At 33.4% G+C, this 21603-nt stretch carries 20 protein-coding genes and 1 pseudogene; 3 read left to right on the top strand and 18 right to left on the bottom strand.

Annotation, left to right across the window (positions count from 1 at the left end):
* Positions 1–65: 65 nt before the first annotated feature.
* From prmC to fdaB, 9 genes are all read right to left on the bottom strand, one after another.
* Positions 66–902 carry a peptide chain release factor N(5)-glutamine methyltransferase gene (gene prmC, locus HMPREF2658_RS06700; protein ID WP_000248725.1) on the bottom strand — a complete coding sequence of 279 codons (837 nt, stop codon included), beginning with the start codon at positions 900–902 and terminating at the stop codon, positions 66–68.
* Positions 889–1965: a peptide chain release factor 1 gene (prfA, locus tag HMPREF2658_RS06695; RefSeq protein ID WP_000460243.1), complete on the bottom strand. Its 1077-nt coding sequence runs from the start codon at positions 1963–1965 to the stop codon at positions 889–891. The genes prmC and prfA overlap by 14 nt, the downstream gene beginning before the upstream one ends.
* Entirely contained in the window at positions 1966–2565 is a 600-nt protein-coding gene (locus HMPREF2658_RS06690; RefSeq protein WP_000273353.1) for a thymidine kinase, read from the bottom strand.
* A 345-nt stretch (positions 2566–2910) separates the two neighbouring features.
* The gene (locus HMPREF2658_RS06685) at positions 2911–3165 is read right to left on the bottom strand and encodes a type B 50S ribosomal protein L31 (RefSeq protein ID WP_000808968.1); all 255 of its coding nucleotides are present in this window, start codon (positions 3163–3165) and stop codon (positions 2911–2913) included.
* Between the two features lie 117 nt (positions 3166–3282).
* Positions 3283–4599 (bottom strand): transcription termination factor Rho, encoded by a 1317-nt coding sequence (gene rho / locus HMPREF2658_RS06680; protein WP_001115100.1) that lies wholly within the window; start codon positions 4597–4599, stop codon positions 3283–3285.
* Positions 4600–4845: 246 nt separating this feature from the next.
* Positions 4846–6273, bottom strand: coding sequence for an aldehyde dehydrogenase family protein (locus tag HMPREF2658_RS06675; protein WP_001206113.1), 1428 nt, complete (start codon positions 6271–6273; stop codon positions 4846–4848).
* 239 nt (positions 6274–6512) lie between these two features.
* A complete protein-coding gene (locus HMPREF2658_RS06670) occupies positions 6513–6848 on the bottom strand; it encodes a winged helix-turn-helix transcriptional regulator (RefSeq protein WP_000451438.1) in 336 nt (111 codons plus the stop codon).
* Positions 6849–6936: 88 nt separating this feature from the next.
* Positions 6937–8196, bottom strand: coding sequence for a UDP-N-acetylglucosamine 1-carboxyvinyltransferase (locus HMPREF2658_RS06665; RefSeq protein WP_000046599.1), 1260 nt, complete (start codon positions 8194–8196; stop codon positions 6937–6939).
* A gap of 465 nt (positions 8197–8661) precedes the next feature.
* Positions 8662–9522 (bottom strand): class IIb fructose-bisphosphate aldolase FdaB, encoded by an 861-nt coding sequence (gene fdaB, locus HMPREF2658_RS06660; protein ID WP_001131841.1) that lies wholly within the window; start codon positions 9520–9522, stop codon positions 8662–8664.
* 216 nt (positions 9523–9738) lie between these two features.
* Between fdaB and HMPREF2658_RS06655 the strand changes: the two genes are divergently transcribed.
* The gene (locus tag HMPREF2658_RS06655; protein ID WP_000036003.1) at positions 9739–10260 is read left to right on the top strand and encodes a DUF2529 domain-containing protein; all 522 of its coding nucleotides are present in this window, start codon (positions 9739–9741) and stop codon (positions 10258–10260) included.
* A 108-nt stretch (positions 10261–10368) separates the two neighbouring features.
* Here HMPREF2658_RS06655 and HMPREF2658_RS06650 read toward each other — a convergent pair whose 3' ends face one another.
* From HMPREF2658_RS06650 to HMPREF2658_RS06640, 3 genes are all read right to left on the bottom strand, one after another.
* Entirely contained in the window at positions 10369–11979 is a 1611-nt protein-coding gene (locus HMPREF2658_RS06650; RefSeq protein WP_000159966.1) for a CTP synthase, read from the bottom strand.
* A gap of 335 nt (positions 11980–12314) precedes the next feature.
* On the bottom strand, positions 12315–12845 hold the full coding sequence (rpoE, locus tag HMPREF2658_RS06645) for a DNA-directed RNA polymerase subunit delta (RefSeq protein WP_000701488.1): 531 nt from the start codon (positions 12843–12845) through the stop codon (positions 12315–12317).
* 111 nt (positions 12846–12956) lie between these two features.
* Positions 12957–13817, bottom strand: a complete 861-nt coding sequence (locus HMPREF2658_RS06640; RefSeq protein WP_054194627.1) for a GNAT family N-acetyltransferase — start codon at positions 13815–13817, stop codon at positions 12957–12959.
* A gap of 424 nt (positions 13818–14241) precedes the next feature.
* Here HMPREF2658_RS06640 and coaW point away from each other — a divergent pair, with 424 nt between their 5' ends.
* Positions 14242–15045 carry a type II pantothenate kinase gene (gene coaW, locus HMPREF2658_RS06630; RefSeq protein WP_000862734.1) on the top strand — a complete coding sequence of 268 codons (804 nt, stop codon included), beginning with the start codon at positions 14242–14244 and terminating at the stop codon, positions 15043–15045.
* Positions 15046–15174: 129 nt separating this feature from the next.
* Here coaW and HMPREF2658_RS06625 read toward each other — a convergent pair whose 3' ends face one another.
* The 3 genes from HMPREF2658_RS06625 to HMPREF2658_RS06615 all read right to left on the bottom strand — a co-directional run bounded on the left by HMPREF2658_RS06625 (position 15175) and on the right by HMPREF2658_RS06615 (position 18621).
* Positions 15175–15846: a DUF2750 domain-containing protein gene (locus HMPREF2658_RS06625; protein WP_000120549.1), complete on the bottom strand. Its 672-nt coding sequence runs from the start codon at positions 15844–15846 to the stop codon at positions 15175–15177.
* Positions 15847–16243: 397 nt separating this feature from the next.
* Entirely contained in the window at positions 16244–17437 is a 1194-nt protein-coding gene (locus HMPREF2658_RS06620; RefSeq protein ID WP_000186239.1) for an L-aspartate--L-methionine ligase LdmS, read from the bottom strand.
* Positions 17437–18621, bottom strand: coding sequence for a M20 family metallopeptidase (locus tag HMPREF2658_RS06615; protein ID WP_001291503.1), 1185 nt, complete (start codon positions 18619–18621; stop codon positions 17437–17439). The genes HMPREF2658_RS06620 and HMPREF2658_RS06615 overlap by 1 nt, the downstream gene beginning before the upstream one ends.
* Positions 18622–18931: 310 nt before the next feature.
* Between HMPREF2658_RS06615 and HMPREF2658_RS06610 the strand changes: the two genes are divergently transcribed.
* Positions 18932–19402: an S-ribosylhomocysteine lyase gene (locus HMPREF2658_RS06610; protein WP_000164421.1), complete on the top strand. Its 471-nt coding sequence runs from the start codon at positions 18932–18934 to the stop codon at positions 19400–19402.
* 151 nt (positions 19403–19553) lie between these two features.
* Here the strand turns inward: HMPREF2658_RS06610 and HMPREF2658_RS06605 are convergent, their stop codons facing one another.
* From HMPREF2658_RS06605 to HMPREF2658_RS14595, 3 genes and pseudogenes are all read right to left on the bottom strand, one after another.
* The gene (locus HMPREF2658_RS06605) at positions 19554–19904 is read right to left on the bottom strand and encodes a DoxX family protein (protein ID WP_070854271.1); all 351 of its coding nucleotides are present in this window, start codon (positions 19902–19904) and stop codon (positions 19554–19556) included.
* A gap of 13 nt (positions 19905–19917) precedes the next feature.
* Positions 19918–21219 carry a pyrimidine-nucleoside phosphorylase gene (locus HMPREF2658_RS06600; RefSeq protein WP_001242295.1) on the bottom strand — a complete coding sequence of 434 codons (1302 nt, stop codon included), beginning with the start codon at positions 21217–21219 and terminating at the stop codon, positions 19918–19920.
* Between the two features lie 283 nt (positions 21220–21502).
* Positions 21503–21603: pseudogene (locus HMPREF2658_RS14595) on the bottom strand (2-deoxyribose-5-phosphate aldolase); the annotation flags it as partial.

Below are 21603 nucleotides of genomic sequence, written 5' to 3'. Positions count from 1 at the left end.
ATTTATCATAATACAAAGTAAAAAGCTATGCACTTAACTAATCATAGCAAAGGCATAACTTTTAATTACCATTTAAATGAAACGATTCGATCGTGGCCATTTATATCTTTAATAATGTCGATTTTTTTGTCAGGAAATTTATTTAAAATTATTGATTTAAGTGCCTCACCTTGATTGTAACCAATTTCAAAAACAACTGGGCTGCCTTTTTGCATAACGTGAGGTAAATCTTCAATGATTGATTCATAAATAGCATATCCATGGTTATCTGCAAACAATGCCTGATGTGGTTCGAATCTCGTAACCGTTGGAGACATCGTAACCATATCTTTTTCATCTATATATGGTGGATTAGATATCAAGCCGTTCAACTTGATACCTTCTTTAATTAAGGGCTTTAATGCATCCCCTGTTAAAAATTGTATTTGTGATTGATGCTTCTCAGCATTATTACGAGCCATATTCATTGCTTCAAGTGAAATATCAGTAGCAATAACATTTAAATCCGGCTTTTCACATTTCAAAGTAATTGCAAGTACACCACTACCCGTTCCGATATCTACGATTGTTGCATCATCTTCTAACTGTTGTAAGAAATGCAACATTACTTCTTCAGTTTCAGGTCTTGGTATTAAACAATTGGTATTCACTTCAAACGTTCTACCATAAAACGAAGCAAACCCAACAATATACTGTACAGGTTCTCCTAGAAGCATACGTTGCAATGCTAAATCAAACTTCATAATCATTGCTTTTGGCATGTCGTCATGCATGTGTACGACAAAGTCCGTACGCGTCCATTGAAATACATCTAACATTAACCATTCAGCTCGTGTTTGTTCAAATCCTTTTTGTTGTGCTAAGTGAATTGCTTCATCTAATTTCTCTTTATAATTCACCATTATTAAGTTCTTTCAATTTATCTGTCTGCTCTGATAAAGTCAGTGCATCTATAATTTCTTCTAAATGGCCTTCCATAATTTGCCCTAATTTTTGAAGCGTTAGACCTATACGGTGGTCTGTTACACGGCTTTGTGGATAATTATAAGTTCGAATACGTTCTGAACGATCACCAGTACCGACTGCTGATTTACGTTGTGACGCATACTTTTGTTGTTCTTCTTGAACTTTCATATCGTATAAACGTGCTTTTAACACTTTCATTGCTTTTTCACGGTTTTGAATTTGAGACTTCTCAGAAGATGTTGCAATGACACCAGTTGGTAAATGGGTAATACGTACTGCAGAGTCAGTTGTGTTTACGTGCTGACCACCTGCACCACTTGAACGATACGTGTCGATTTTTAAATCTTCATTTCTAATTTCAATTTCTACATCTTCAACTTCTGGTAAAACTGCTACTGTAGCTGTTGAAGTATGAATACGTCCACCTGATTCTGTTTCAGGCACACGTTGAACGCGGTGCGCACCATTTTCAAATTTCAATTTACTATACGCACCATTACCAGAAACTGAGAAACTAATTTCTTTGTAACCACCATGGTCACTTTCAGACGCTTCTACTATTTCAGTTTTGAATCCTTGTGATTCAGCATACTTTGAATACATACGCATTAAATCACCAGCAAAAATCGCAGCCTCATCACCACCAGCTGCTGCTCTTATTTCCACAATAACGTCTTTGTCGTCATTAGGATCTTTAGGAATCAATAATATTTTAAGCTCTTCTTCAATATTTGGAAGTTCAGCTTTAATACCACTACTTTCCTCTTTTAACATTTCTACTTCTTCTTTATCATCTGTTTCACTTAACATTTCTTCAATATCAGCTAATTCTTCTTTTTTAGCTTTATAGTTACGATAAACATCTACAGTTTTTTGTAAATCAGCTTGCTCTTTAGAATATTTACGTAATTTATCTGAATCATTTACAACATCTGGATCACTTAACAGTTCATTTAACTGTTCGTATCTTTCTTCTACAATATCTAATTGATCAAACACTTATAATTCCTCCTTATTATTATCACTAGGTGCTACGATATGGTGCGCGCGACAACGTGGTTCATAACTTTCATTGGCACCTACTAAGATAATCGGATCATCAATTTTAGCTGGTTTACCATTTATTAATCGTTGCGTTCTACTAGATGAAGAACCACAAACGGCACAAACTGCTTGAAGTTTCGTTACTTGTTCACTGACAGCCATCAATTTAGGCATCGGTTCGAACGGTTCGCCCCTAAAATCCATATCTAATCCAGCAACAATAACACGGTGTCCACCCGATGATAGTTTTTCTACTATATTTACAATTTCATCGTCAAAAAATTGCACTTCGTCTATTCCTATTACATCAACATTAGTTAAGTCGTGCGTCATAATTTCACTTGCTTTAGAAATATTAATCGCTTCAATGGCATTACCATTATGAGAGACCACTTTTTCTTTATGATATCGATCATCAATCGCCGGTTTAAATACAACGACTTTTTGTTTAGCGTATATACCCCTTCTTAGACGTCTTATTAGTTCTTCGGATTTACCGCTAAACATACTACCTGTAATACATTCTATCCAACCGGAATGGTAAGTTTCATACATTGAGAGTTCCACCTTTTTCAAAACATAATCGCTTTATTATATCATATTTCAAATATTCATAAATGTCTTTTTCATAATTATATCGATATTGTACATGAACAATTATTTTATAAATTTGTCATGCATATTTATATACAGCTATTCTAATTTGTTGCTTCTTATTCGTGCGATGTTTCTACTCAATACAAACTTTAATAAAGGCGAATTTTATCATTATGTATTAACAAGATGGTATTGAGTCACTTCTTTGAACACAGTCGTAAGTAAATACCCTTACTACGCTTATAAATAAAAAAGCTGTCTACAATTCCATTATTGGATGCAGACAGCTTAACGATTACTATATTAGTTGTTTGATTTAAGACCAAACTTTTTGTTGAAACGTTCCACACGTCCATCCGCAGCAGCGAATTTTTGACGTCCAGTGTAGAATGGATGTGAATCAGATGAAATATCTAAACGAATAACTGGGTATTCTTTTCCATCTTCCCACTCCATCATTTCTGAAGATGTTTTTGTAGAACCGCTTAAGAATTTGAAGTTTGTAGTAGTATCTAAAAAGATTACTTGGTGATACTCAGGATGAATTCCTTGTTTCATTATTTTCAGCTCCTTTGCCCTGAACCATCTGGAACAGAGTTATTTGTGAGTTTTTACCCAATACTGTGTAATTATAAAGGTAATTAATTCAAAACGCAAGCCCCTATATAATGTTTATTAAATTATAGGTCGACCCGTTTTAGTACTTTCTTCTGCAGACTTTTGTAGCTGCTTGAAGAAATCTTCATTATTCTTAGACTTTTTAAGTTTGCGAATAAATCTTTCAGTAAAGTCTGTTGAGTCAGTGAATAGATTTCTTAATTGCCATAATGTGTCTAATTCAGATTTACTTATCAACAATTCTTCTTTACGCGTTGAACTTCTGCCAATATCAATTGCAGGGAAGATACGACGTTCAGACAATTTACGATCTAAATGTAACTCCATGTTACCTGTTCCTTTAAATTCTTCGTAAATCATATCGTCCATACGTGAACCCGTATCAACTAATGCAGTTGCAAGTATTGTTAAACTTCCACCCGCTTCAATATTTCTCGCTGCACCGAAGAATGCTTTTGGTTTGTGTAAAGATGCAGGATCTAAACCACCTGATAATGTACGACCACTTGGTGGAATAACTAAGTTATAAGCGCGCGCTAATCTCGTTATAGAATCCATTAAAATAATGACATCTTCCCCAATTTCTACTAAACGCTTTGCACGTTCAAGTAATAATTCAGCTACTTTAACATGGTGTTCTGGTGGTTCGTCAAACGTTGAATGAACGACTTCAGCAGCTTCTACTGAGCGTTCTAAATCTGTTACCTCTTCAGGACGCTCGCCAACTAACAAAATAAATAGCTTTGCATCTGGTTTGTTCGTACTGATTGCATTCGCTATCTCTTTTAATAACGATGTTTTACCTGCTTTAGGTGGCGCCACTATTAAACCACGTTGACCTAAACCAATCGGTGTTACTAAATCCATGATGCGCGTTGAATAATTTTGTGTTTCTGTCTCTAATTTAATACGCTCATCTGGATAAAGTGGTGTCAAAGCTTGGAAATGCGGACGTTTCTTCACTTCTTCTGCGTTATGGTCATTGACAAAGTCAACTTGTAATAAGCCATAATATTTTTCGTTATCTTTAGGTTTTCTAACTTTCCCAGTTACTTTATCCCCACGTTTAATTTCAAAACGACGAATTTGGCTAGCAGATATATAAATATCTTTTTCCCCTTTAGAATAGTTCACTGTTCTTAAAAAACCATAACCATCTGGTTGTATATCATCTAAGATACCTTCCATATAATAGTTACCATCTTTTTCCATTTGTGCTTCCATAATAGCTAGAACAAGTTCTTTTTTATTTAATTTACTATAGTTCGTCAACTTAAGAGTTTTAGCTTTTTGAGTGAGTTCCTTGGTAGTATAGTTTTTGTACAATTCGTGGAATGATTCATACTGAGGAGATGTACGTTCTCTTTCAGGCATATAGTTTACACCCATTTCATTATTTTTTAGTTAGTAAGTAATAGATAGGCATGACAATGCATAAATAACTGTGCTAGCACAATCCCATTATGCTAATCCCCAACCTTTTAAATACATGAATAACTATAGCAAATTTTTATTTTAATTACAAAATCTATTTATAAAAATTGCAAAATTAAAACAGTACACAAAACTTAATTAGTCATGTGCACTGTTTTATTGCGATTTTTAATTCAAAAATCAAATTTATTTAAAATAGCCAGCTATAGATTTCACTTCTAAGAACTCTTCAATACCATAATCGCCCCATTCACGACCTAAACCAGATTGTTTATAGCCACCAAATGGTAAGTCTGGCTTTCTACCTGCTTCGTTTATTTCTACTGTACCTGCTTCAATAGAACGAGCTACTTTATGCAATGTTTCTTTGTCCTTACCAATAACATATCCTGCCAAACCATATTTTGTATCATTTGCAATTTGAATCGCTTCATCTAAATCGTTATAAGTGATAACTGACATTACTGGCCCAAAAATTTCTTCTTGTGCTATCGTCATTTGATTATTTACATTAATAAAAATTGTCGGACGTGCAAAGTACCCTTTTTCAAGTCCTTCTGGTTTCCCAGGACCACCATAAAATAATTCAGCACCCTCTTCAATACCTTTATTAATATAATTTTGTACTTGATCAAATTGTTTTTTACTAATGATAGGGCCTACTTGTGTACCATCTTCTCTTGGATTACCGACACGCACTTGGCTAAATTGTTCTTTTAATTCAGCTAAGAATGCATCTTTAATTTTGTTAGGCACTAAAACACGTGTACCAGCTGTACATACTTGACCAGTATTATTAACAACTTTGCCTGTTGTTGCTTTAGCCGCTTCTTTAATATCTACGTCATCTAGGACGATGTATGGTGATTTGCCACCAAGCTCTAATGATACCTTTTTAAAGTCTTTAGCAGCTTTTTCCATAATTTTAGAACCAGTAGGACCTGATCCTGTAAATGACATCATGCGTACTTTAGGATGTTCAGATAAAGGATTCCCAACGCCAGCACCGTCACCATTAACAAGGTTAAATACACCTTTAGGAACACCGACTTTATCAAAAATCTCAGCTAAAATAGCAGCTGCAAATGGTGTTTCTTCAGATGGTTTAAGTACAACTGGACTACCAGCCGCAAATGCTGCTGCTAATTTTAATGATGTTTGGTTTGTAGGGAAGTTCCACGGTGTAATTAAGCCAGATACACCGATTGCTTCTTTAACAACTAAATCATCTCCGCGGCGTTCTTCAAATTTGTAGTTATCCAATGCGTCTCTCGCTGCAATAAAATGATTTAGTCCCATTTGATAATGGACACGCTCAGATAATGATAAAGGAGCACCTAACTCATCCGTAATAGCTTGTACAATATCGTCTTTTCTGTTTTCATATTCTTTTACAATTTTGTCTAATAATTCTTGTCTTTCTTTCACAGATGTATGACGGAACTCTAAATAAACATTGTCTGCCGCCTCGACGGCTTTATCAACATCAGCTTTATTACCTTTAGCAACTTTCCCGATTACTTCTTCGGTTGCTGGATTTATAACTTCTATCGTTTCATTACTATTACTTTCTACCCATTCGCCATTAATGTATTGCTTTGTGTAGTCTCTCATTATTCTTTCACTCCTCAAGAATGATTTATATATTATTTATCCGTAATGCATACGATATAAACATTACATTCCATTATGATACGCTCCCTTTTAATATGTTCAAAATAAAATGCTTTAAAATTTTGCTGCATCTAATTCTGTCTATCTTTTCAAATAAAAATAACTATTCCCACATCATCGCAAATAATGCGAAGATTTAGAAATAGTTATAATCAATGCTATGTTTAAACGTCATGTAATTATTTAGCAGTACGTTGATCTGTTAAATCGACATATGATTGCGCCCATGCTTCAATTGGATGTAAAGCCTCTGCTAACGCTTTACCTTTTTCAGTTAGCACATAAATAATTTGTACTGGACTCGTAGAAATGATTTGCTTCTCAACTAACTCCCATTGTGCAAGCTCTGACAATTTAAGACTTAAAGCACGCGGTGTTATTGTTTTCAAATCTCTTTTCATATCGGAAAAGTGTGCTGAACAGTCATTACATCTTGAGAGATAATTAATGATTAATCCATTCCAACTTCTACCAAGTATTTTAAAAGTTTCTTCGAGATACGGACATACTTCCATCATCTTCACCTCTCATCAATAAATTTAGAATGTAAACGAACACCCTTTTTTAATCAGTATAATTATTATACCACAAAATAAGATAAATCTATACAGTTTCCGTCCAAATATCTGCACCTAAAGCTTTTAAGTGCTCTACAATATCTGTATAACCTCTATAAATATGTTTAACATTGTAAATTGTAGTTACACCCTCAGCAATTAAACCAGCAATAATTAAACAAGCTCCTGCTCTTAAATCGCTAGCATAAACTTCAGCACCATGTAATGTTGATGGTTTTATCGTTGCTGTGCCTTCATCAACTTCAATATTTGCACCCATGCACTTTAATTCTTCAACATGTTTAAAACGCTCCGGATAAATCGTATCAGTTACAAATGAAGGACCATTTGCCATAAATAATAATGGTGTAATAGGCTGTTGCAAATCAGTAGCAAAACCTGGATATACTAGTGTTTTAATATCAACAAATTGATATGGTGCATTATTATTGATGCGAATTCTTTCATCACGCACATCTACATTCACACCTAATTCACTAAACTTAGCAGTTAATGTTTCTACATGTTTCGGAACAATATTATTTAATATAACATTTTCTCCACATGCTGCAGCGATACACATATATGTGCCTGCTTCAATTCTATCAGGTATAACTTGATACTCAGAACCATGTAATTCTTTGACACCATTGATTTTAATTGTTGATGTACCTGCTCCCTTAATATTAGCTCCCATACTAGTTAAGAAGTTAGCAACATCAACTACTTCAGGTTCTTTAGCTGCATTTTCAATAACTGTTTGTCCAGTTGCATAAACTGCAGCTAGCATAATGTTAATTGTTGCACCTACACTTACCATATCTAAGAAAATATGTGCACCTTTTAACTCTTTAGCTTCAATTTTCATTGATGTCGTACTTGATTCATCAATTTCAGCACCTAAAGCTTTAAATCCTTTAATATGTTGATCAATTGGACGTGGCCCAAGTGGACATCCTCCCGGTAAACCAATCACACATTTTTTAAATCTACCTAACATGGCACCCATCATATAGTATGAAGCACGCAATGATTCAACTTTATTATTTGGTAATGCAGCATTTTGTATTTCAGTTGTATCAACTTCTAATTCCGTACCATTTAGTGATGCCTTAATATTTAAATCTTCTAATAAACTCACTAAAGTTTTAACATCAGAGATTTGCGGTAACCCTTCTAATTTCACATGTCCTTGAGCTAATAATGTTGCAGGAATGATAGCTACAGCACTGTTTTTCGCGCCACTGATATTAACTTCCCCATTTAGTGTGCGTCCACCTCTTATTTTTATTACCTCTTGAGCCATATCATTTATCTCCTTTGTCCATTACTTTTTAATTTTTTGCATTATTAGCATTATAAATTAATTTTACTTTATTTGTAAAATACTTTATTTTAATCGTTAAAATCTTGCCTTTACACATACGATTGATTAATAACGCATCATTCACCTTAATTAATATATGATGTTATTACCCGCTTGACCATGGTCTAAAGTCTGATTGTTCGCTCAAATATTGACATTATTTTGACAGCCAATTCAGCTTTAGTGGGATTGCTTTTGTATGTATTTTTTCATCAACTACAGCATTTTCTATATAATTATAGCATAATCATTTTTAATATATTTCATCATTTTTAGCTTCAACTTTTAAAATGCGCTGTATTAGTTCGGGCCTTAACAACATAAAAAAGAAGCAAACACCATTCTGTCTGCCTCTTTTAAAATTAATATCCCTACGTTATTAATAACTTAAAAACTAAATATTAATTATTTAGCGCGGTTTGAAGTACCGAACTCTTTAATTTTACCTTTAACTGTTTCTTTGATAGCTTCACGAGCTGGTCCTAAGTATTTACGAGGATCGTAAACTTCTTTGTCGTTGTTTAATACGTCACGAACCGCTTTTGCTGAAGCGATTTGGTTTTCAGTATTTACGTTAATTTTAGCTGTACCAAATGGAATTGCTTTTTGGATATCTTTAGTTGGGATACCAGTACCACCGTGTAATACTAATGGTAAACCAGTTGATAAACCGATTTCTTCCATTTCTTTGAATCCTAATTTTGGTTCACCTTTGTATGGACCATGAACTGAACCTAATGCTGGTGCTAATGCATCGATACCAGTTTTTTCAACTAGTTCTTGACATTCTTTAGGATCAGCATAAATGATACCGTCTGCTACAACATCATCTTCTTGTCCGCCAACAGTACCTAATTCAGCTTCTACAGAAACACCTTTTTCGTGAGCGTATTCAACAACTTTTTTAGTTGTTGCTACGTTTTCTTCAAATGGGCTGTGTGAAGCATCGATCATTACTGATGTGAATCCAGCATCGATAGCTTCTTTACATTTTTCAAAGCTTGAACCATGGTCTAAATGGATTGCTACAGGAATAGTGATGTTTAAGTCATGCATTAACCCTTCAACCATTTTAACAATTGTGTAGAAACCGCTCATGTAACGAGCAGCACCTTCAGAAACACCTAAAATTACAGGTGCATTTTCTTCTTGTGACGCTTCTAAAATTGCTTGAGTGAATTCTAGGTTATTAATATTGTATTGACCTACCGCATAACCATTTTCTTTTGCATCAATTAACATTTCTTTCATTGAAACTAAAGGCATGAAAGTTCCTCCTTGAGTGCTTACGCACGTATTTTTCAAAGTAATTATATCAAAAAATAGCGTCAATGCATTGAAATACTGCAGATTAAATGTGTATTTTTTGAAAAATGCGATAGTTATACTAAATGCAAACGTATACATTTTTATACAATTTAAGCCGTTGCATAATATGTAGTCATTAATTACAATATTTTATAAGTAGATTGGAGGATAAAGATGTCAAAAATCTTAAACACACAACTAATAGGTATCTTTAATAGGCTAGAAAAACAATCTTTAGAAATTCAAATGGCCGCGCAATGTTTAATTCAAGCAATTGGTGGCGAAGGTTATGTTTATGTAAAAGGTTATGATGATTTACAGTTTTTCGAAAGTTTCATTCTACATAGTGATGAGCGTTTAAAATCTAGCCGGAAACTTGACGCTATTAAAGACTTTAAAGAAATTGACTCAACTGATCGTGTATTATTATTCGCACCATTTTATAATGATCAAGTTGCATTAGATATTCAAAAACTTATCGACTTAGATATCGATGTAGTCTTAATAAGCAACAAGCCTAAAACAGATGATTTTCCTGATCATCTCGTACATTTTATCGATTTATCTACACCAAGACCTATAGTCTATACTGAAGATTACGATAAGATTGTTCAGCCACATGCGATGGCATTTAATTATGTATACTATGACATTTATACACAAATGATTGAAATGACAAGAGACTTAGAATTATAAAAGTCACTATTGTTATTTAATACCTTGTCGCTAACATAATATTAAAATTATACGAAAAACCGGTACTTTCAATGTTTAACAATGAAAGTACCGGTTTTATTAGCAAATTTATTTATTTTGTTGATATTTTAATGAAGCTTCAATAAATGATTTAAAAATCGGGTGCGGACGATTTGGTCTAGATAAGAATTCTGGGTGGAATTGACAAGCAATAAAGAAATCATTTGTCGGAATCTCTACCATTTCTACTAAACGCCCATCTGGACTTGTACCAGAAATCACCATACCATTTGCTTCTAATTGTTCTCTATAGTCATTATTAAATTCATAACGATGACGATGTCTCTCTTCAATTTCCGCTTTACCATAAACATCTTGTGCCAATGTGCCTTCTTTAATAGAACATGGATATAAGCCTAAGCGTAATGTACCACCTAAATCTTCAATATCTTTTTGTTCAGGCAATAGGTCAATAATTGGATATGGCGTTGCTGGATCTAATTCTGCAGAATGTGCACCTTCAAGACCTAATACATTTCTTGAAAATTCAACAGTTGCAAGTTGCATTCCTAAACAAATACCAAAGAATGGTACATTGTTTTCTCTAGCATACTTAATTGCACTAATTTTCCCTTCACTTGCACGGAAACCAAATCCACCTGGTACTAAAATACCGTCGACATCTGCAAGGTATTCGGACGCATTTTCATCTGTAACTTCACTTGAATCAATCCATCTAATATCAATATCTTTAGCAAAAGGATATCCAGCATGTTTTAATGATTCAACTACAGATAAGTATGCATCTTGTAAGCTAACATACTTACCAACTAAACCAATTGTAATTTTACCATCTAAATTATTAACGATATCTAACAACTGTTTCCATTCATCAAGCTGTGTTTCATATTTCGCGTTTAATTGTAAACGTTTAATAACGATATCATCCATATTTTGTTGGCTTAATTGTAATGGAATTTCGTATAAAGAGTCTGCATCACGACATTCAATAACACTTTCTTTATTAATGTCACAGAATAATGCAATTTTATCTTTTAAATCTTGTGTCATTTCATATTCAGTTCTTACAACGATTAAGTCTGGTTGAATGCCTAAGCCTCGTAATTCTTTAACACTATGTTGTGTTGGCTTCGTTTTCATTTCTCCAGCAGCTTTAATATAAGGTAATAGTGTACAGTGAACATACATAACGTTTTCTCTACCTAAATCACTGCGAATTTGGCGAATCGCTTCAATAAACGGTAATGACTCAATATCACCTGTTGTACCGCCAATTTCAGTGATAACAACGTCTGCATTCGTACTTTCTCCTGCAAGTAATAAACGTTCTTTAATTTCATTTGTAATATGCGGAATAACTTGAACTGTTCCGCCTAAGTAATCACCACGACGTTCTTTTTTCAATACGTGTGAATACACTTTACCAGCTGTTACATTTGAAAACTTATTTAAATTAATATCAATAAATCTTTCGTAATGTCCTAAGTCTAGGTCAGTTTCTGCACCATCATCCGTTACGAATACTTCACCATGTTGATAAGGACTCATTGTACCTGGGTCAACATTTAAGTATGGATCGAATTTTTGAATTGTTACATTTAGACCTCTATCTTTTAATAATCTACCTAGAGAAGATGCTGTAATACCCTTCCCTAATGATGAAACTACGCCACCTGTTACAAAAATAAATTTTGTCATGTCTTGACCTCCTAATTATTAAAGGGAATGCTTCCTCATCGTTTGTAAAAATAACGTAAAACATAACATTTGAGTAAGCTCATTCAAGTTGCTTATTTGTCGAATTCGACAAAATTAAATTCTGTTTACTTACCGTTTCCATACTGCTATGTCACTATGTATATCATTTACAACTTTGATTATTGCGTTATCATTTCTTGATTTACTCAATTAAATAAAAAAACGCTCCCTCTCACAAATTTTGTAAGGGGAGCGTATAAATTTTATACACGTGTCCTATTTAAAGGAGCCCGAATAAAATTTTATCATCTTTCAACTAAAAGTCAAACAAAAAATTATGCTTTGAAGTCTTCTTCGTCTTCAAAATCTTCTTCGTCTTCATCTAGTTCATCTTCATCTTCTTCAATGACTATATCCGAATGATTGATTTCTTCTTCAACTTGCTCATCTTCAGGATCATTTAATTCTTCTTGATCATCAGTTTGAGCTGGAATATCGTCATCATCATCCATTTCATCTTCACCCAATAATTTTAAGTTTTGATCTTCTTCATCATCGGCGTCTAAAATATCAAATTTTTGAATTGTTGGTGCAATTTTCTCTTCGATATCATCTACTGAGTACCAGTCACGTAATCCCCATAAGTTTTCGCCAACATTTAAAAAACGTCCATCTGTATTTAAATCTGTGTAAAATTGTACAACACGCGTTTCAATTTCCTCATACTCATAATCACCTAATGCTCTAAATTCATCGATGATATCATATAAGTTCATTGTTTCACCTTTATCATTCAATAATGTATAAGCCATATCAATAAATGATTTTTCATCAACCATTTGTTTTGTATAATCTTGAATTTTCATTGCCCAATACTTCCTTTCGAAGGATATAATCTAAATTTATACGTCTGAATTCATTTATATATAGTAACAAAACTAAATTATAAATGACAATATCATATTTCGCAATCACTGTTAGTAATTTAAATATTTTTCGAAAACGACATAATCATCAGTTTGTTCGATTTCAACGAAATTACTATTTAGACATAATGGTTTAAAATCATTATTCTCTCCAAACAGAATCATCGTTATCACATTAAGGTTGTCATAGTTTTTTCTTAAGTAAGTAGGCAATTGTCGAAGCGCACTTGAACCAATACCATTAAAGCGATATGATTTATCCACTTCAATAGCAGCAATGTTCATGCGTTCACCAATCTGCTCCAATGCAATAAAGCCAACCTTTTGGTCATCAATCATTAAATTAATGATATGTACATTGGTCACTTCTGAACGACTTTCTTCTTCAAGCTTTAATGATGAAACATGTTTAGAATCTAAATCCAAATAGTATAGCCGTTCTTTACCAATAGGCCCTTCTTCTTTAGTCGCGGTATGCATAAATCCAGCACGTTCGTATAGGTTCCAAGCATTGTCATTTTCAGCATCTACTACTAGATATAGATGATTAAAATCAGGAAATACACCTTGAACATATTGTGGCAATGACATCATTATTTTCGTGCCATATCCAAAACCTTGATATTTTTCATTAATCGATAATGAACGAATAAAAACGACATTTTCAGGTGTATCATAACCTTCATGCTGATAGTAACGATGTAATACAAAAAAGCCAACGACGTCATTTTTATCGTTTATTGCTACATTCGCAATCCTATCAGCATCGTTAATTGCATCATCAATAACTTCTTTAGGTAAAGATGAATATATTTGTTGTCTTTCATTCAAGTCAAAATCATTAATTGCTGAACGATATTGTTCATCAAATGCTTTTAAAGTGATACCTTCAAAACAAAGTTCTTTAGCCATATATTTAACCCCTATCTTTTTATATATGAAGCATGAATCCCCGTATTATTTTACCTATTATTTCACTACGATACCATTATTTACTCTAAGTTAAATAAATTACTTATTTATATTTTTGCAAATTTTAAAATTAATGTACTTTTCCTCATTACTTATCATTTTAATCAGAGACTTACAATTACACTGCGTACGAACTACTTTTAATATTGCGTCACTAACTAACAATACTATACAACTTCAAAATTCCTAGAAAATAATATATATATCTTAACGTCCACGTTTGTAATACAAAAATTGCGATACGCTTACAATGTTGAAATACTATGACATCAAATTTGTTAATAATTACTATTATTACTTGTTTTTTAGTCATTTTACTATACTATTATTTAAGGATAGACATTAATAATGAGGTGGGAATCTTATGAAAGTTGGCATTGACGCTGGCGGTACACTAATTAAAATCGTTCAAGAGCAAGATAACCAACGTACTTTTAAAACTGAATTAACTAAAAATATTGATCAAGTTGTGGAATGGTTAAACCAACAGCAAATTGAAAAATTATGCTTAACTGGAGGTAATGCAGGTGTTATTGCTGAAAACATCAACATTCCTGCACAAATTTTTGTAGAGTTTGATGCTGCATCTCGAGGACTAGGCATTTTGTTAAAAGAGCAAGGCCATGACTTAGCAGATTATATTTTTGCAAATGTTGGTACCGGTACGTCACTACATTATTTCGACGGCCAATCACAACGTCGTGTAGGCGGTATCGGTACAGGTGGAGGCATGATTCAAGGACTCGGTTATTTACTAAGTCAAATCACTGATTATAAACAGTTAACTGACATGGCACAATACGGTGATCGTAACACTATCGATTTAAAGGTTAGACATATTTATAAAGATACCGAACCACCCATTCCCGGTGATTTAACAGCAGCTAATTTTGGTCATGTACTACATCATTTAGATGCTGATTTTACACCTAGCAATAAATTAGCAGCCGTTATTGGTGTCGTTGGCGAAGTTGTTACGACAATGGCCATTACTGTTGCACGTGAATTTAAAACTGAAAATATCGTTTATATCGGCTCTTCATTTCATAATAACGCTTTATTACGCAAAGTTGTGGAAGATTATACTGTGTTACGCGGTTGCAAACCGTACTATGTTGAAAACGGCGCATTTTCAGGTGCTATTGGTGCATTATATTTAGAAAAATAGAAAAGACCATTTATATGAGCGTTGTTTTAAATAAACGCTATATAAATGGCCTTTTATTTTATGGTCTACGCGTTTTGGAATACGTATTGTTCCATTTATTATCACTTAATTACTTACAACTCAATTCAATTAAAATGTAAGTTCATTAGACAATTTTTGCGCTGAAACAATTGTACCAACCACGCCAGTTTTTAAATCTATCGCAACGGCTTTATGATCATCTCTAAGTTCATCTAGCCATTCTCCGAAAACAGAACCTTCAATCGTAATTAAATCACACTCTTCAAAATCTTCATCTCGAACTTTTAACGCTCTGTTTTTAATACTCCATACAGGCATAATATGCGGCTTTTTTTCGTCGCTATCATTTTCACTAATGAGAATAAACTGCTTACTTCCTTTTTTAGTTAAGCCGTATACTTCATCATATTTCGCTACATCTTGGACAAATTCTTTGATTCTAATTTTATCTAATTCCGTCATCACTTCTTGTGTAACAGCTACAACGTTTAGTAGATGACCTTCTTCTTCCATTGTTTGATTCATAATAATATGGTCTTGTTCATCAAACAATTCATCTAATTCATAAGTAGCAAAACGATCAACGTCCATTTTTACAACTTTATCAAATGGAATATCACGACTTGTTAAAAATGATACGGCCACACTTTCTTCTGTCCAAACGCCTACATACGCTTCACTTTTATAATTTAGGCGTACTAGTTTTTTATTTTTAGAGGCGAAATAAATACATTCATTTATTAATATATCTCTAAAGAATGGATATGCTTTATAAGACATGCTTGACCCTCACTTTTTAAAATATGTCATACATAAAATAGTAAATGACTCCAACAAGATAGTCAATTAGACATATTATGAATTCAATTTAATGTCATGTTTTTCATTTTAAAAATTCAATAGCATTAAATTTTACGTATACACAAATTCGGTCTATAACACGAAACATATCTAGTTACTAAAAATTTCAAAACGATAACCTTTAATATACCTTTATCAACAAAATGGCAATTCTTATAACATAGTGAAATAAGAGTCGCCATTTAATATTAGTATTACAAAGTATTGCCATATCATAAATTTAATTACTGTTGACTAGAATCGAAAAAACTTGTTACAAGTGCATATTCAGTCAACTAATGTCAACATAACATTGTAGCACCTTATGTTCCGAACTCTAACAACGTTCAAGTTCAGCTAAAAATGCGCGTTCATTCTCCAGTACTGTTTCTTTTGAATCTCCATGCCAAATACAGCCAAACCTTGATTTAACTTTATCTTCACCGTACCAATCACCATCATAATAAGATAACGGGTATAAACAACCTTCTTTGACATATTTCAAAATCGTATTGAAGAAATGTATGTTATCACCTTTTGAATGATAACTATAAAACTTTTGATATCCTGAATTCAACTCGTTAGCAAGTAATAACATGCTCGTTGAACCATTTTGTCTAAAGTTTAAATCAATCGCATAAACGTTATCATCTTCATCGACAAGCAAGTCAAAACCAGCTACACCAAAGAATCCTTGATTCACACCGTTTTCCATAATTTGTCTACCTGCTTCTATAACGTGCTCTGGTACATTAGTAGTATTTTCATTTCCATTATAAAATCCGTACTTATCCGTTAATTGCGTTGCTGCACCAAGATATTGAATGCCTAGCGATTCCGAGTATGCAAACTGAACGCAATAATTCGCTTTTTCTTCAATCTTCTGTTCGATAATAAGCGAATTCGTTTCAGCAGTTGCCTCTTTAATACGCGTTATCGCTTTTTGTAAATCTGCATCATGATAACAAATCATAACGCCATAGCCACCTGCTGTCGGAAGATCATCTCCCGGCTTAATTACAAACGGGAATTCCCAATTCTTAATCTCGTTTTCAAATTGCTCAATTTTTACAACTTTTCTTTTTGGTAAAAACTTCCCATTTGTCCATTCAGGTATTCTTGCTTTATTATTTAAAGCAACAAATAACGTTTTATCTAATGCATAATATTGCTGATTCAAGATTGTTTCATCATGAATATATTGAAAATAAATCTTTTTATTTTCCTTATATGCCAATTGTTTAATCAAGTTTTCGTAAGATTGCTGATTGTTAAATGTATTAATTGAGTTCGGTACATCCTTACCAATAGCTTGAAATAGCTGATGCAATTTGTCTGTCGCACTAGCTTCGTGAACAATAACAGGTAATTGATTTGCTATTAATAACTCCCTACCAGTTAAAAAATTAGATTGATGTTCGTCTGGTTTCAACCATGGATTCGATATATACGAAGGTCTTGACGTATAGACAACATCTTTGTCATATAAATCACTTAACGTTAAGTTCGGCTCATTACCATAATTTGTCATTACTTCCCATTCCCTTTCAAATGCGCATGCTCTTCAATAACGTCTTGATAAACGTCTTGATTTGTAATTAACTCTAACCCCATCAACGCCATTATTTTAGCACCTTTAATTAATGCTTCATCACCATGTACACTCGCAGCTGCTTCTCTAAATCTATGTGTATGTCCTACTAAATTACGTGATCCTATTTTAATATGAGGATGTATTGTTGGCACAACATGACTAACGTTCCCTGTATCCGTAGAGCCATAACCAAAATCATCATCAATAACTGCTTCACCAACTTCTTCAGCATATTTAGCAAATAAATCATCTAATTTCGGCGTTTTAATGAATTCATTCACACCGTTTTGAATTGGACCAAATTCATAATCACAACCAGTCTGTATCGCAGCTCCACGTGCGATTTGATTTACTTTTTCTGTTAATATATCCAATTCTTTACGCGTCATTGCTCTAGTATAAAAACGAGCATGTGTATAGTCAGGAATAATATTAGCAGCTTTACCGCCATCTAAAATCACACCATGCACACGTTGACCTTTTTTAATATGTTGTCGAAGTTGTGCTACACCATTAAAATAACTAATCATAGCATCTAATGCATTTAACGCTTCATCTGCATTTTCAGAGGCATGAGCACTTTTTCCGTAAAATTTAACATCTAAAACATCCACTGCCAAAGTATCAATCGTTTTATAAGTTTCATTTCCCGGATGAATCATTAAGGCAATGTCGATTTGATCAATCACGCCAGCTTTAACATAAGAGGCTTTAGCGCTCCCATTCTCGCCACCTTCTTCAGCTGGACATCCAAGCACAACTACTTTACCACCAATTTGGTCAATCACTTGCTTCAAACCAATTGCACCAAGCACACTTGCAGTTCCAATGATATTATGACCACAAGCATGACCCAATCCTGGCAATGCATCGTATTCTGCTAAAAAACCTATAGCTGGCCCGTCAAGACCCGAATCATATGTCGCTATAAACCCAGTTGCATGCCCAGCAATCTCGGTTTCAATTTCAAAATCATGTTCTTTCAAACGATCTATTAACGTTCGAGACGCAAATATTTCTTCATTACCAAGTTCAGGACGTTCATGAATTCTATGACTGATTTCGATATAACTATATTTATTTGTTTCTATATAATCGAGAATTTGTTGTTTTTCACTCATTTTTTACTATCTCCCTTTTACCCTACACTCATTTTAATCATCCACAATATTTTGTTCTTTCAAAATGAATTATTACTTATTCTATCGGTTTTACCTCATGATGTCATCTAGTTTTTCTTTATTTACAAAATTTTCTAACAACTAAAAGCCTTTCATAAATTTATAAAACAGTTTCAAATTGTAAAACATAAGTCCTATTGTTACAATTTAAGTATTGTTAGAAACGCAACTTACAACAAACTTAAGTTTAATAAAGTAACGAATCATAAGCGGTTTATAGTTTTGAGTAGTTAATAGGAGGAAATTTAAAATGACAAAAATGAATGTTGAAAGTTTCAATTTAGATCATACTAAAGTGGTTGCCCCATTTATTAGATTAGCGGGAACGATGGAAGGATTAAACGGAGATGTCATTCACAAATACGACATTCGTTTCAAACAACCAAACAAAGAACATATGGATATGCCTGGATTGCATTCATTAGAACATTTAATGGCTGAAAATATTAGAAATCATAGTGACAAAGTCGTTGATTTAAGTCCTATGGGTTGCCAAACTGGTTTCTATGTATCATTTATTAATCATGATAATTATGATGATGTACTAAATATTGTTGAAGCAACTTTAAATGATGTGCTAAATGCTACTGAAGTGCCTGCTTGTAATGAAGTACAATGTGGCTGGGCAGCAAGTCATTCATTAGAAGGTGCTAAAACTATCGCTCAAGCATTTCTAGACAAACGAAACGAATGGCATGATGTTTTCGGTACAGGAAAATAAATCTTAGTCAATCAAGTTAATCAGAAAAGCAGTCGAACAATGATGTTACAATCTCCATTGTCCAACTGCTTTTTAATATGCTTCAAAGTCAAAAAATCGAACAAATGAAAAAGTAAAATCTTTAACATTTGTCCGATTTATTTAAGAACCACTATAATTTCTTAATTAGTCCCATTAACACGAACTGCATAGGTAACCTTAAATACAACTGCCAAGTCGGCAATTGTTTATCTCCTAAAGGTAACTTTTTAACTGCCATATAGATATTAGCTGGGAATACAGCTAGCAAGAATAGATTGATTGTATTTTTCAAGCATTGAGATGATCTTTTAATTAAAAGTGCAATTCCAAATAATATCTCAAAGATTCCTGTAACAAGAACCGCTGTTTTTCGAAGCGGCAAACATTTCGGTATGATATTTCTAAATTGTCGTTCTCGTGTAAAATGCAATACACCTATTACACTAAAACCTATTCCTAATAAATATCTTAGTATGTTCAATCAGTTTCAACTCCTACTCTGTAATGATTTTATGAATTAATGTAGGCGATACAACATGATCAGCAATTGTTATACTTGAATCTAATTTTTTAACAACATCGTCTACATCTTGGCGATTACTGTGAATCGTTAATAATGATTCTCCTTCTTCTACTTTATCCCCAATTTTTTTATTTAAAACAATACCAACCGCTAAATCAATATCATCCTCTTTTGTTAAACGTCCCGCTCCTAACATCATCGAAGCGACACCTATATCGTTAGAGACTAACTCAGTCACATAACCTGATTTTTTAGCTTTATATTCGATTTGATATTGAGCTTGTGGCAAACGCTCTGGATGGTCAATAACTGTTTCGTCGCCACCTTGGTTTTTAATAAATGTTTTGAATTTTTCTAATGCTGCACCTGAATCAATTGCCTCAATTAGCAATGCTCTCGCTTCTTCAAGCGTTTCAGCTTTGTTTGCAAGTACAACCATTTGAGAACCTAATGTTAGTACAAGTTCTGTTAAATCTTTCGGACCATGTCCTTTCAACGTATCAATTGCTTCTTGTAACTCAAGCGCATTGCCAATCGCACGACCAAGTGGCTGATTCATATCAGAAATAATCGCCATCGTATTACGTCCCACATTATTACCAATACGTACCATTGCGTGCGCTAATGCTTCAGCATCTTCTAATGTTTTCATAAATGCACCGCTACCAGTTTTTACATCTAATACAATTGCATCTGCACCAGCGGCAATCTTTTTACTCATAATTGAAGAGGCAATTAATGGTATTGAATTGACGGTACCAGTAACATCCCTTAAGGCATATAATTTTTTGTCTGCAGGAGTTAAATTTCCTGATTGTCCTACAACTGCCACTTTATTTTCATTAACCAATTTCACAAATGTTGCTTCATCTATTTCAACATGAAAACCATCAATTGCTTCTAATTTATCAATTGTACCACCTGTATGACCTAATCCACGCCCACTCATTTTTGCAACAGGAACATCTACAGCTGCTACTAATGGGGCTAAAACCAATGTAGTTGTATCTCCTACACCACCTGTTGAGTGCTTATCTACTTTGACACCTTTAATATCACTCAAATCTATCATATCACCAGAATTAACCATAGCCATCGTTAATGCTGCACGCTCATCATCATTCATATCTTGGAAATAAATCGCCATTGCTAAACTTGATGCTTGGTAATCAGGAATATCCCCTTTAACATACCCATCAATAAAGAAATTAATTTCTTCAGTAGTTAATGCATGACCGTCACGTTTTTTCTCAATAATATCTATCATTCTCATTTTTATCATCCTTTTTGTTAGAGCTTAGGACAGAGCATTTATACTTCTAATACTCATTTTAATTACATACACTTGAAAATTATTTTTTGTAAGCTATCAATGTCAAATTCTATATCTTGTTTCAAATGTAAAATAAACTTTCTAAAATAGATTGATTCGTTACGATTTCATTTTCCCATAAATGTATATTCGAATCACAGAAATGTTTGATGATTTAAAGTTCATTTCGACTCGCTTAAATTATGAACACTATGTCCCATGCTCATTATTATTATTTTTTAATTTAGTAATCTGAATCTGCTTCTAAGCCTTGCATAATTTGAACGCCTGCGCTCGCACCAATACGTGTTGCACCTGCTTCAACCATTTTATTGAAATCTTCTA

It is taken from the genome of Staphylococcus sp. HMSC062H10, from assembly GCF_001836945.1.
GTDB lineage: Bacteria > Bacillota > Bacilli > Staphylococcales > Staphylococcaceae > Staphylococcus > Staphylococcus aureus.
Note: the sequence above shows the minus strand (reverse complement) of the source record. Positions and strands in the feature narration are given on the sequence as shown.